The organism is Dysgonomonas hofstadii (assembly GCF_014196915.1).
Classification (GTDB): Bacteria; Bacteroidota; Bacteroidia; order Bacteroidales; family Dysgonomonadaceae; genus Dysgonomonas; species Dysgonomonas hofstadii.
In genome coordinates, this window is the sequence record NZ_JACIEP010000012.1 from 40,170 (window position 1) to 54,789 (window position 14,620).

The window sequence follows — 14,620 nt, forward strand, 5'->3', positions numbered from 1 at the left end:
TAGTTTTTATTGAAACTGCATTTTCTTTTTTTGATAATAATCCTGCATCACTTTATATGCTTTTTTCTTTTCACCCCAACTGGAAACCAAACCTTTACGGTTGTACCAGTCCTGTATACGGGGCAACTGGCGTCGTGGGGAAAGGAAATCGACCAGAATCCATGGAGACAATCCCGAAAGGCCGTCTATCTGGTCGAGCATTTCCAAATTTCTTATATAAAGTTCTTCCTGATATTCCTCTGTCCAGCGCTCTGTTTTGTCACCATGAAGCCCCTTCAGCGCATCTCCTCCAAATTCGCTTATGATAACCGGCTTGTTGTAGGGAACTTCCCATTTCATCTTGCGTGCATCTTCGTTGGTGGCTCTGTACCATCCTACATACTGGTTGAAGCTGATAATATCCACATATTCGTTCATATTATCATCGAGCCTGTTCAGGTTATTCGGTGCTTCCGTTACTTCCATCGCCATACTGATCAGACGTGTATTGTCCTGAGTGCGGGCATAGGTAGCAAGACGGCTGAGGAATTTATCGCGGGCGTCACTGTGCGGCGTTTCGTTGGCTATCGACCAAATAATGACATTGGCACGGTTCTTATCTCTGTATATCATATCATGCAACTGGCGTTGCGCGTTCTGATAAGTAGCCTCATTCTCGAAGGATATAGTCCAGTATACCGGGATTTCCGACCATACCATCAAACCCATTTTTTCAGCTTCGCGCACCATGTTTTCGTTGTGCGGATAATGAGCCAGACGCACATAGTTGCATCCCATTTCCTTTGCCCATGTGAGCAGAGTCCTTGCATGTTCCTTAGACCATGCTCGGCCTTGTGAATATGGAGCTTCCTCGTGAATGCTTACTCCCCGCAGGAAGATATGTTTGCCATTTAACAGAATTTCCTTTCCTTGTGTTTCTATCGTTCTGAATGCGATCTGGTCGCTTACTTCATCCTCAGGTGCTGCGATGTTGATGTCATAAAGCTTAGGATTTTCAGGAGTCCATAGTTGTGGCTTTACTTTCAATGATATTTCAGCCAAACCGTTTTCATTGGTTTTCAGAGTTGTTCTTATCTTTAATTCAGGTATTGAAAATGTGATTTCCTGGTTGACTTTATTATCGTTTAGTCTTACCCATACTTTCAAATTGTCAGCCGAACCTTTTTCGAGCTGGACAAAATAATCCTGAATATAGGCGCCGGACACCTCTGCAAGCATTACTTCACGGGTAATTCCTCCATAGTTCCACCAATCTTTGTTGAGGGTAGGGACATTATCTTTGTGTCTCTTATTATCTACCTTGACAACAACAAAATTGCTTCCGCTTTTCACATACCCGGTAACATCGAAGTTGAAAGGAGTGAAACTACCTACATGTTCGCCCACTTTTTCTCCATTGACATATACTTTCGCATCGTAGCTGACTGCTCCGAAGTAAAGGATATACTTTTTATCCGGTTTTTTATTCAGTTCGAAATCCTTCTTGAACCATACCGTTCCCTCATAGAAAAACAACTGTTTGTCTTTCATATTCCAATCCGATGGAATATCCATTATAGGAGATGTATCCAGATTATATTCGACCAGTTCGCCGGGATGTTGTGCTTTCCTGTTTTTAAAGAAACCATTTTTCAACACTTCCAGTCTGTATCCATAATAGCCGTTTTCCAAAGGGTCTACCACGTAATTCCACTTACCGTTCAGGCTTTGATAATCCCGTCCGTATATATTGGACAATAGGGGGATTTCCTGCGCCAGTCCGTCAAGGGATAAGAGAATTAAAAGAAGTAATAATATTTTCTTCATTCTATGCCTATCTTATTTATACAACCCTTGTAATATTCCAGTATAAGCTGGTTTACTTTTGAAATTTTCATCGAAAGGAAGCCCCCAGTCGTGCTTTTCCGTTAACCATGAATACTTATCCGTTATTCCCCAGAAAGTGATTCCAAACTGATTTTCAGCCGGAACTTCCATCATGGCTTGTGTGGCATAACGGTATATTGTTTGCTGTTGCTTTGCCAGTTCGTCAGTAAATTTCAGGGTTTCGTCTTCCTCCGGATTTACTGCAACGTCCAATTCAGAAATATGCACTTTCAGATTGCGTGCGGCCGCTGTTCTTACTGCGTATTTCAGTCTTGTTTCATCGGCAAAGATATTAGTGTGCATCTGCAGACCTATACCATGCACCGGCACCCCTTTTTCCAGAAGTTCGTCTACAAGTTTATTAATCGCAACCTGTTTGGTATGGCTATATTCCTGCCCATATTCGTTGTAGAACAATATTGCGGAAGGATCGGCTTCATGTGCATATTCGAATGCCAGTTGTATATAATCTGCGCCGATTTTCTCCAGCCAGATAGTCGGGCGCATTGTCCCATCGTCAAGTATGGCTTCGTTTACTACATCCCATGACGTCACCTTACCTTTGAAATGGGACATTACATCTTGTATATATTGTTTCATCATCGCTTTCCATCCATCTGTATCGCCTGTGAAAGTAACAACCCATGACGGTAGCGACTGGTGCCATATAAGTACGTGCCCGTGTACCCGCATATTGTTTTCCATGGCAAAATCTACAATATAGTCCGCATTTGTGAAATCATAAACTCCTTTGCTTACACTCATGGCGTCCATTTTCATAACATTTTCTGCCGTTATGCTACTCACTTCTTTTATAAGCAGATTTTTGTAATCGGCATCGTTTTTCAATGCATTTATATTTACTGCTGCTCCCATTTTTACGGGAGACTGGCGAAGGTTATCTATATTCAATGTTGGAAGCTCTTTATCAACTTCACCAGTATTGTCGTCATTGTCGCTGCATGAATAGACGGCCAGTATAGTAAATAGAAAAAGTGCTGTTATCAATAATTTCTTCATGGTTATATTATTTTACGGTTAGCTGTGTATTAATCAGATCGTTATTGCGAGAAGACGAACCTACCCGGATTGTAAATTCACCGGTTTCTATGCCATATTTCATTTGAGCATCGTAATATGACAGTTTTTCTGGGGTAATGGTAAATTTTACTTCTTTTATTTCACCGGGTTGTAATGAAATACGCTGGAAATCTTTCAGTTCTTTCACCGGACGTGTTGCAGAACTGAATTCATCGGTTATATACAATTGTACGACCTCATCTCCTGCCATTTCCCCTGCATTGGTAACTTTTACCGTAAGTTCGACCGGTTCCGTTTTGTTTATTTCATTTTTACTTAGTTTCACATCTTCAAATTTGAAGTCAGAGTAACTTAGACCATAACCGAATTCGTAAAGAGGAGCCGAATTGCCGGTAGCATATCTAAACCATTTGGAAGTAAACTTATGATTGTAATAAGTTTGTATTTGTCCTGAGTGGCGGGGGATAGTTACAGCTAATTTGCCGGATGGATTAACATCACCGAATATAATTTCGGCAACGGCTTGTCCTCCGAGCGATCCAGGTTCCCATGCTTCTATCAGCGCCGGAATATTATCTGCTATCCATTCGGTAGTTAATGGTCTGCCATTAACAAGTACAACTACGGTAGGCATCCCGGTTTTATGAATTCTTTCTACCAATTCCTGTTGTAGTCCAAACAAGTTAAGGTCGTATCTGTCGCTATTTTCACCACAGGTTTTTTCATTCCAGTGGTATCGCATAGAGTTTTCTCCTACTACAATAATAGCCAGGTCATTGCTTTTGGCCATTGCCACAGCTTTATCCACCTGTTTTGGATCCATTTTACGAATGTTCCAGTCAAATTCGCAAAGGCTAAAATTTACATCTGGGCGTATTTTTTGAAGCCCTTCGTATATAGTAGTCACGTTTTCTTCAGGTTGTTCAAAAGTCCAGTCTCCTAGTATAGTCTGGTTATTGGCATTAGGGCCTGTAACCAAAATATTTTTATATTTCTTGCTATCCAATGGAAGAATTTTGTTCTCATTTTTGAGTAATACAACAGATTGGCGGGCAACTTCCAGAGCCGTCTGTTGATGAGCGGTACTGAATACAACTTGTTCTGCTGCCTTTTCATCTGCATAAGGGCGTTCGAACAACCCTAATTGGAATTTTACTTTCAATATCTTCCTTACGGCCTCATCAATTCTTTCTTTCGAAATTTTTCCATCTTTTACAAGTTGAAGTACACCAAAATAGAAATCGGGACCATGCATATTCATATCCATACCGGCATCTACCGAGAGAAAAAAGGCATCGTTCAAAGTTTCTGCTACTTTGTGATAATCGTGCATACGCTTCACATCCAACCAATCGCTAACGATAAAACCCTGAAATTTCATTTCTTTTCTCAACAAGTCTTCCATCAAATATTTGCTTCCGTGGGCGGGTATGCCGTCGACTTCGTTGTGAGCAGTCATTACTGTAGCTACTCCGGCATCTATTGCGGCCTTGAAAGGAGGTAGGAAAATTTCGCGAAGTGTGCGTTCTGATGCATCGAATGGTGCTCCATTTATACCGTTAACAGGCTGGCTGCCTCCAACAAAGTGCTTAGCACAGGCTATTACGTTATCAATTCCGCTAAAATCACCTCCTTGTAATCCTTTGATGGTGGCTACTCCCATTGCTGAGACCAAATAAGTATCTTCACCAAAAGTTTCTCCTACTCGTCCCCAACGGGCATCACGTGCTATCTCCAGATTGGGAGTGAATGTCCAGTGGCTACCGGTAGCACGCATTTCCAATGCTGTTTCTTTCGACATTTGTTCTACGAGTGCAGGATTGAAAGTTGATGCCTGTCCGATACAGGTAGGATAAATAGTAGATCCTCTTACCAGGCCGTTGCCATGCACAGCGTCTATTCCTATGATCACCGGAATTTGTAATCTTCCCTGTAATGCCAGGGATTGAAGATAGTTTGCTTCTTCTGCTGTTACAACATGCAGAAATGATCCGATCAGTCCCTGCTTTGTCATTTCCTCTATCTTAGCAGGTGAATAATCGGGATAGAAGGCCTGTGCATGCCCGCTTTTCAATTCTTCCGGCGAAGCTTTGCTCATTGCATCCTTCATGTGTTGCAAACCAACATATTGGCTCATTTGTCCTACTTTTTCTTCAAGTGTCATTTGTGCCAGAAGATTTTCTACCCGTTTATCTACAGGCTGGCCGGCATCTTTATACAGGTTTTTATCTTCGTTACAACTAAGCATAAGAGGAAAGAGCAGGGTAAATAGTATGTATATATATTTCATTTTACTATAAATAGGTTTAATTTGCTACTTAACTACCAGTAATGCTTCTCTGGATGTGCTATATTTAGGAGTAGTGACTACCAGCTTGAGATGATGGGAAACTGCTGTGGAAGAATAATACCTGAATATTGTTCCCCGTGTATATTCTACTCCGTCGAGGTACCATATTCCCTCACATAAGTTGCTCGGGGTAAACATCAGTTCCAGTTCAAATTCTTGCCCAGCTTGTGCGTCAAATTGTCCCAATTCTCCTCCATCCGTTAATTCAGGCCATCTGCCTAGTATGCGGGGATATTCTTCTTCTGTCATTTCGGGAAGATCCACATCCGAATCGCATGCCGTGAAACTCAATATCATGAAGATGAGAGTTATACTAAATATTATTTTTTTCATATATTATGTGTGTTTATTTTTTCCTTCTATCTTATTCCTTATCCCACCATACTCTGGCATTCCAATTATCCCTACCTCCCATAGCTTCGATAGCAGCTTCATAGGCTTTTCTGTTATACGAACGTTCGGAAAGCGGGTAATTCAATCGGCGAGGGATACTTTGCGACTCTATGGTTATAGCTCCGTAATCGTTTGACGGTTTTAGTTTAGGATAGTCTGTTCTGCGCCAGTTAGCATAGGCTTCGGGTGCATTGTGAAGATGAAGTATCCACATTTCTTCGTTTATAGCCTTAATACGCCCTTCTGTATCGGCAGGAAATGGTTTATCTATAAAATACTGATCGATTTCGGCATCTGTAATTGCCTCTATCTTAAACTCGCTCAATAGTTTCATGGCAGCAGATACTCCGTTCTTGTAATTTTCTTCGGCAGACACGGCATCTGTGATCTCTGACCCCCAGCGCACTTTTGCCTCACTTATCAGGAATTGTATTTCGGCATAGGTCATCAATATTCCGGGAATATCACCTTTTAGAAATGCTTTGTTGAGCTGAGGACGACAAGATTTATCCTGCCATTTTTGAGTCAGGGAACTCCAATATCCGCTTGGCCATTTATCGTACCAGAAATATCCCGGCATAGGAGGCTGAAATTTGCTCATTCCTTGTGCAGTAACAATCTCATCTGTTAAATCTATCCTGCTGAATGGCTCACCGGATACTGTTTCGTCGTAGGTGCGTGCTATGCGTAATATCCGGGGGTCGTTATTCTCCATCATTTTATCCCAGAATACCGAGCAGATAAATGGTTCGGGGTATGAGTCGCGCCCTCTCCATCGCTGAGCCATTGCATTACGTCTGATTTCAGTAATATCCCAGTCATATATATCCATATACTCAATAAGAGCGTCGTCTGATTTTGTCAATAACCCTGAAGAGGTGTCAAAAACTTCTTTTACCTCTGTCAATGATCTGGCCGGATTCACTTTGACCAGACGCATAGCTATACGCAGCCGCATAGAATTGGCAAAGCGTTTCCATTTGTTTATGTCACCTGAATAGACAATGTCGCCTGAGACAGCATCAGCATTAACATCCAGAGCTTGTTCCACAAGCTTTAGTTCACTAAGAAAGTCGTCATAAATAGCTTCTTGTTTATTATAAACCGGAGAAGATATTTCTTCCAGCAGCCCTTTCCCCGCATCGAAGTAAGGTATATCTCCATATATATCGGTGAGAATGAGAAAATAATAAACTTTCATGATACGGGCAACGGCGTTCAGGTTTTTCTGATCTTCGTCGTCTTTCGTTTTATCTATCACATCCACCAGGTTCTTTATGCCTACGCCGTACATGCGTGACCATAATTGTCCCATTGTGGCATCGTCGCGTCTGTATTGTCCTCCCCAATTGGTCACATTCCATTCCCCTTGCATCAGCTGTGTGAAACTAAGGAGATAGAAATGGTAGGTTTCTGTTATTTGCCAGTCACCCCATGTCGAGAGTTGTGCATATGACAACTGGCTGTTTGCATCCAGAACAGGAGACTTGGTGGGGTTTGTATTCATTTCATCGAAATCGTTACAAGCTGTAAAGCTCAGCAGACCTGTAAGAAGCGATGCTATTATAATATGATATATATATTTCATGTTTTTCTATTTAAAATTTCAGATTGATATTCACTCCGTAGCTTCGGCGGGAAGGTAAAGAACCGAACTCAAGCCCCATACCTGAACTGTTATTGTAGTTAGAGTCAGGATCAATATTGTCTATGTTTTTATAGATAATAAACGGATTACGAGCAACGAAAGATACTGACATCGATTCCGCGAATTTATTAACGAAGCTTTTTGGTAAACGATATGAGAATGTAAGCTCTCTTACCTTTATATAACTGTTGTCGTGTACAAATACACTTGGCACAGATGTAGCCACATGTGACCAATATTTCTCGGGATCGATAAATTTGGTATTCGCTGTATAGGATTTATTACCCGAACCATCGACATGCTCTACTACTCCGTCTACCAGATAGCCCCCCGTAGCGTTCCATGCCGCTTCTGTTACATTGGCTTCCAGTCTTTTTTCCTCTGACGTATACCATTCGTCACGTCCGGTCAAAGTTGCTTTTGCTTTTCCCGAAGCGTGATACGATCTGTCGGTCATAGAAAACATATCAGCTCCCCATTTAATATCGAAAATCGCACCCAGCGAGAAATTTTTATATGATACGTTGGTTGATATGCCCCCTGTCCAGTCCCAGGTCGCATTTCCCAGAACGGAGACATCGTCTGCCACCTCAGGTAATCCCGTATTCCCATTTACTATGATCTGTCCTGCATCGTTTCTTTTAAAATCTTTTCCCATAATGGCTCCGTAGTTTTCTCCCACTACTGCATCTACTGTGACATTGAGCCAGGCTGCTTCTGCCAGTGTAAATCTTTCAATGCCCGAAGCCAGACTTTTTACCTTGTTATTATTTTTTGAGAAATTAAAATTTAAATCCCATGTCCAGTCCTTAGTTTCTATAGGACGGGTATTTAAAACTATCTCTATCCCTGAATTTTCTATTTCTCCTGCGTTTACCACTTTGGCATTATATCCGGAGGTTATAGATGTATTCAATCGCATGATCTGGTCTGTGCTTCGTTGGTTGTAATAAGTGAAATCCAATCCGATTCTGTTTTGTAAGAAGCGAAGTTCGAGGCCGGTTTCTATCGAATTGGTCCTCGTTGGCTTCAATTCGCTGTTTGGCACTTCCGAATTATAAATTGTACCCAAAGCATAAGAAAGGTATGATTTATCTATCATGGCATACATCAGATCCAGACGATAGGGGTCAGTATCACTACCTACTTGTGCCGCCGATGCTCTTATCTTTCCATAAGAAAGAAAACTTTTATTCATTTTAAAAGCTTCAGTGAAGAGGAATGAAGTCGAAACCGATGGATACACGTAAGTATTTTTTCCTGATGGTAAAGTTGACGACTTATCGGCACGTAAAGTAGCATCCAGATACAGGAAGTCTTTATATCCCACGTTGGCTGTGGCAAATAGTGAGTTTATCTGTTTCTGATAAATATCCTCAGTTACTTCTTTTATCAAGAAACTTTGTAATGCAACGACCTCACGCATACGCATATCTTTTGCAGTAGTCGTATTTGTATTGTTCTTTACATAAAAGATATTTCCTCCTAAATTACCACCCAGCGAAAAATCTTCGACACGGTCATTGTATGAAACCAAAAGTTCTGTATTATAGGTATAGTTGCGAAACAAACGTTCCTGCAGATATCCTGTTTCTTTTCCCGGAGTTGTAGGCGGAGCAAAATCTTTGAATTTCATTAGATTGACTTCACCACCTGCAGTCAGTCTTGCACTTAATTTGTCTGTAATTCTATAATTAAGAACCCCTGTTCCCGAAAACCGGTCTTTATCCGATTCGTTCTTCATCTCATTAGTTATCCAATACGGGTTCAGGTTGTATGGATCCAGATTGTTCCAGTCATAATATTTTCCGTCTTCAGTCACATAACTGTTTTTTAACCATTTTTGATCGAATGTGGTAGCCAGAGTTATCAGGTTTTTCCCCACATTGGTTCTGTCATCTGATAGTGCAGGCCTGTTTTTTACATCTTCGCGCACATAGTTCATTTTTACATCCAGATCCAACTTTTTCAAAAATGTAGTATTGGCTCTCAGGTTGATACTGTTTCTGCCCATTCCGGAATTGGGTACTATGTCGCTATTAGTCATATTAGTATATGAAAGCCTGACCCCTGTATCTTCCCTGTTTGCATTCAATACAACAGTATTGGTGGTTGTCACACCTGTGCGGAAAAAACCATCGATATTATTTTCGATGAATTTGTAGGGACGTCTGACCCCGTCAAAGTAATTGATATGAAGCCCTTCATCTATTTTAGGCCCCCAGCTTTTGCTGGAACTGTGATTATCGTCTGTTCCCGAAATGCGTCCCGCTGTTCCCTGACCATAAGTAGTTTGTAGATTATCGTACTTGGTCAACTGTTGTTCGATGGTCGTTGTTGAATTGAATTCGATGCCGATAGCCTTTCCTTTGGCCGCCTTTTTAGTAGTGATAAGGATTACCCCGTGTGATGCCCTACTTCCATAAAGAGCAGATGCAGCAGGACCTTTCAGAACTGAAATGTTTTCAATATCGTCAGGGTTGATGCTCGAAATTCCGTCGCCAAGGTCAAATCCTCCGTTTTTATCGGCCGAACCAAAGTTCGTATTGTCTAGCGGCACACCGTCTACTACATATAGGGGTTGGTTGTTGCCGGTAAGTTCTGTGCTACCTCTGATAATAACCCTGCTACTACCCGAAGGTCCTCCGGCAGTTTGGCTAATAACCAATCCTGGTACTTTACCTGCCAGTGCATTGATAACATTGGTTTCTTTTGCTTTATCCAGTTCATCACCTTTAACCTCTCCGACCGAATATCCCAAAGCTTTTTTCTCCCTCTTGATTCCCAGTGCGGTTACGGCAACTTCTTTCAATACATTTTCTTTTTCTTCCAGTACGATTGAAAGTTGTTTGGGCTCAGTGATTAGAATTTCCTGGTCTACAAAGCCTAAAAACTTGATTACCAATACAGAATTTTTAGATACCTTGATGGAAAATTTTCCGTCCACATCTGTAATTGTTCCGGTATTGGTTCCTTTTATTACAACAGATGCCCCTATAAGAGGTTCATTTTGGTTGTCTGTTATAGTACCTTTAATTTCCCACGGAGTTTGTTGCTCTGTTTTTATACCATAGGAGTATGCATGAATTTTATGTCCATACCATCCGGATAACAAGAAGCATAGAAGTAGAATGTGCGTTCTTCTTTTCATTAATATTGAATTTATGGTTGTGACTAAATAATAATAGCTGGTGCAATAGTAGTTATAATGTTGAAAAAGGGGGTTTGAATTCTATCACTTATAGGTTCGATTGCTAACATTTAACATTCAAGCCTTGGAATAGAACCAAATAGAATGGATATATCCGGAAATAATCAGGAGGATAAAATATCAGACGGACTTTGTCCATAGTATTTCTTAAAAACTGTACTGAAATACTTTACATTGTCAAATCCGGAAAGCAGGGCTACATCTTTTACATTGTGTTTTCTGTTTTCGAGCAGTTCTTTTGCATATTTCAGTCTTATTACCCTGATAAATTCATTGGGTGATTGTCCTGCCAATACTTTTAGTTTCTCATACACCAAAGTTCTGCTCATACCAATCTGAGAACAGAGGTTGTCAATGGAGAAACTACTATCGGGAATATTGCGGGTTACAATTTCAATACATTTCTCCAAAAACAAGTCGTCAATATTATTAATCCGGGGTTTTTCTTCTACCTCTTTATTGATATGATCTATTGCACTCTCTAATTTGTTTTTGGTAATATAATGCTGCTGGATGCGTTTTCTTATGTTCAGAAAATTATTGACTTTTACTTTCAGCAAGTCTATATCGAACGGTTTCACAATATAATCGTCTGCTCCGTATTCGAGACTGGCCCTAAGTCTCGATTCGTCATCAATAGCAGTGAGTAAAATGACATGAATATGAGAAGTGTGAATATCCGATTTTAATTTTTTACACAATTCATCACCTTGCATACCATCCATCATAATATCGGAAATAACCAGATCGACAGTATTGTTTTCGAGGAAATCCAGAGCCTCTTCTGCTGAAGGCACCCCATAAATTTTATAGTTAGGGGAAAGTGTGGATAACAAGTAATTACGCATATCGTTGTTGTCCTCAACCAATAAAATCCTATACGATTCGTGGCGATAGGTAGATGTGGAGGTTAACAAGTTTTCTTTTTGACCATTTTCTTTTTCAGAACGGCTGGATATAAAGGCTTTTCCTTTTAGCGGAACTGACAGATAGAAGATGGTACCTTTATTCTCTTCACTATTGAAGTGTAGATTGCCTCCTAGCTGTTCGGCCAGTTTTTTTGTAAACATCAAACCGACGCCAGATCCCAATTCCTGTGAATTGATGGTGTTCTCTCCTCTGAACTGGTGTTTGAATATATATTTCCTGTTCTCTTTGGATATCCCTATTCCAAAGTCTTCTATTTCTATAATGATAGATTTATCATCATATTTTAGTCTTAAATATACATCATTGTAGGCATAGGAATATTTGATAGCATTTGACAAGAGATTATCCACTATTCTTTCTATTTTCTTAAGGTCTGTTTCCACAATAATTCCTTCGCCGGGTAATTCCAGATACAGATTGATATTCCTTTGTTCGGCAAAAGGAGTAAACTGTTTCAATTTTCCGGTCAGTAGGTCATTCAGATTAAAAATAGAAAGGTTTATTTTAGAAGGGCTTATCGCTTCTTTCTGGAAATCGAGCAGTTGAGTAGTCATCTGCAACAGTTTTTCTCCATTCTGCATTGCCGTCTGGAGATAAGTTTTTCCTTTTTCTGTTAACTGGGGCTCATCTCCCAGGTTATTCAATGGAGCCAGCACCAAAGATAAAGGCGTGCGTATATCGTGAGCTACATTAACAAAGAATTTTATTTTATCTTCCGATTGTTTTTTTAGTAAACGCTCTCTGTAATATCTCCAAATCCAATAAAGTATGCCGCTGAATATAGTAATATACAATAGCCAGGCCCATATGGTATTCCAAAAAGGTTGTTTAACCACTACTTGTATCGACCTTTCTCCTAAAATCTCGCCATCATTTTTATTAAAGCATTGAACTCTGAACAGGTAATTACCCGGAGGAATATTGGTGTAATTAGCAGACAATGAAGCATCCTTTCCAACCCAATCGTCATCAAAATTCTCCAGTTTATACTTATATTCGTAGCTCTGCGAATTATATAAATCGATAGCTGTATATCCGAAAGAGAAAGAGTTCTGATCATGCTTCAACTCTATTTTGGATAGTTCGTCAATTGGTTTGGATAATAGTTGAGGGTTACTTATCGGCGTGATTATCTGGTACGATAGGCGGAAGTCGGTAAAAAACAATCTTGGATTTAACTTCTGGTTCCTTATATTGTCCGGATCGAAAATAACAGCTCCTTCTGTACCTCCGAAGGCCATACGTCCGTCATGCAATTGAGCAAAAGACATAAACAGGAATTGGTTTGTCGGTAAGTTTGCTACATTGAACATGAATTTCCGCTCGTGAGGATCGAAACAAAACAGCCCCTTATCAGTACTTATCCACAAAATGCCTCTTTTATCTCTTAGCATTCCAAAAATGAAATTAGAGGGAAGTTCATTATAAGTAGAAAAATTTTCCACTTCATTTGTTTCTAAATTCATCACATTCAGTCCTCCTCCGTCTGTTCCAAACCATATTTCGTTACCTATGAAGATAGACGAGTAAACAAAAGAATTACTTTTGATATTATATTTGCCTATATTATTGAAAAAGTGTTCTTTTTTCCCTGTTTGTGTGTTGAGAATGTAAAAACCATTCGATGTGGCTATAAATAGTTTATTATGACTTATTTCTTTTAATGACTTTACTTGTTTTATATCATAATAAGTAAATGTTTCTATTCCGTTTTTCACACTTCTTCTGCCTAAAGGAGAATACAAGCATCCAAACCATAAATCACCGTTCGAATCATTCAGCGAGGCATACAAGCATTCTAGCTGTGGGTTTCCTTGCATAGAAGGAATGTGCCTTAGTACTCCTCTGTTTTTGTCGATACAATAGATCCCTGTGCTATACCCCCCTGTCCATATTTTCCCTTCATTGTCTTCGGTCAGGGTAAGGAAATTATTCTGTCCATCAAGAAAGTGCCGCCATTGTTTCGTCTGGATGTTATAATAGCTTACACCCGCGTTGGTTGCAAACCAAAGGTCTTTATCTTTATCTTCTAAAATAGCATAAATATGACTCCCTTTCACCGATTGTTGTTTATATGGAATATGGCGTATCCATTCAAAATCTTCATTCTCCTCGGCTATGGTAACTCCTCCCGAGTAGGTTGCTATCCAAATATTATTTTTATCAATCAGGAGGTCATAGACGCCATTTGCCTTAAGCGTCCCTTTTTTTTCTTCATCGGCAGAAAAGTATAATTCAGCTTTTTTGTCCTTTGGGCTGAGTTTATAGACTCCTCCTCCATCCAGTCCAATCAATAAGTCATCTCCCCACTTTCTTATCGCTTTTATTGGAACACAAGGTATCTCCGTTAAATAAGGAAAATACAAATGCTTGGCATGAGCTATATCCCAAACAAACATGCCTGAACTGAAACTGCCTGCCCACAAGTAATTTAGATTTTTATCGTGATAAGTACTCATGACATTATGGCCTGCCCATAGATGCTCACCTTCTAACTTTTGAGTATGGATATTAAAAAATAATACACCCTGAGTTGTTCCCAATATCAGTAAAGAATCGGGATAGTAGGTAAGTGAATTGATAGATAGATCAGCATTCACGCATTTTATGGAGCTTTTATCAGATAGAGGTATTGTGTAAAGTCCTTCTGTTGTTCCCAACCACATCTGGTTCAGGGAATCTATATACAAATCCAGCATTATAATGGATTGAGAGACTAAGCCTATATCTTTGAAAAATACGAAAGAGTCGGATAAAGAGTCGTAATAATATATCCTTCCTGTATCAGTAAATGCCCAGAGTGTATTGTTTGCGGTTTTTTTTAGACGGACTTCACGCCCGTCTTTATTTTCCATGACTTCCGATTGAGAAAGGTAGTAATGTTTAATGTTGCGCCCGTCATATCTGCTTACCCCTGTCCTGGAGGCAATCCATATAAAGCCATATTCATCTTTCACAATATTGTAAACCGATTCACTCATCTGATTGCTGGCATCAATGAGCTGGTGACATTTAAATGAATTTTGACCAACCAATATAGTTCCTGTCAAACAAATTGAAATAATGATAATCAGACCCTTTTTTAGCATTATAGTAAAGTAGATTCTATTTTCTCCCTTCAAAAATAATACTATTTTCAAACTATTGTAAATTTGGTGGAAAGAATAGTAAAAAGAGCATT

General features: G+C 39.8%; 7 protein-coding genes. All 7 read right to left on the minus strand.

Annotated elements, in window-relative coordinates; genetic code table 11:
• Window positions 1-6: 6 nt before the first annotated feature.
• On the minus strand, window positions 7-1,806 hold the full coding sequence (locus GGR21_RS15320; protein ID WP_183308108.1) for a glycoside hydrolase family 2 protein: 1,800 nt from the start codon (window positions 1,804-1,806) through the stop codon (window positions 7-9).
• 12 nt (window positions 1,807-1,818) lie between these two features.
• Window positions 1,819-2,886, minus strand: a complete 1,068-nt coding sequence (locus GGR21_RS15325) for an endo-1,4-beta-xylanase (RefSeq protein ID WP_183308109.1) — start codon at window positions 2,884-2,886, stop codon at window positions 1,819-1,821.
• Between the two features lie 7 nt (window positions 2,887-2,893).
• Window positions 2,894-5,197, minus strand: a complete 2,304-nt coding sequence (locus GGR21_RS15330; RefSeq protein WP_183308110.1) for a glycoside hydrolase family 3 N-terminal domain-containing protein — start codon at window positions 5,195-5,197, stop codon at window positions 2,894-2,896.
• A gap of 24 nt (window positions 5,198-5,221) precedes the next feature.
• On the minus strand, window positions 5,222-5,590 hold the full coding sequence (locus tag GGR21_RS15335; RefSeq protein ID WP_183308111.1) for a hypothetical protein: 369 nt from the start codon (window positions 5,588-5,590) through the stop codon (window positions 5,222-5,224).
• Window positions 5,591-5,621: 31 nt separating this feature from the next.
• The gene (locus tag GGR21_RS15340) at window positions 5,622-7,238 is read right to left on the minus strand and encodes a SusD/RagB family nutrient-binding outer membrane lipoprotein (protein ID WP_183308112.1); all 1,617 of its coding nucleotides are present in this window, start codon (window positions 7,236-7,238) and stop codon (window positions 5,622-5,624) included.
• A gap of 10 nt (window positions 7,239-7,248) precedes the next feature.
• On the minus strand, window positions 7,249-10,449 hold the full coding sequence (locus tag GGR21_RS15345) for a SusC/RagA family TonB-linked outer membrane protein (RefSeq protein ID WP_183308113.1): 3,201 nt from the start codon (window positions 10,447-10,449) through the stop codon (window positions 7,249-7,251).
• A 164-nt stretch (window positions 10,450-10,613) separates the two neighbouring features.
• Complete coding sequence (locus GGR21_RS15350) at window positions 10,614-14,489, minus strand: hybrid sensor histidine kinase/response regulator transcription factor (protein WP_183308114.1); 3,876 nt, start codon at window positions 14,487-14,489, stop codon at window positions 10,614-10,616.
• Between the last annotated feature and the right edge of the window lie 131 nt (window positions 14,490-14,620).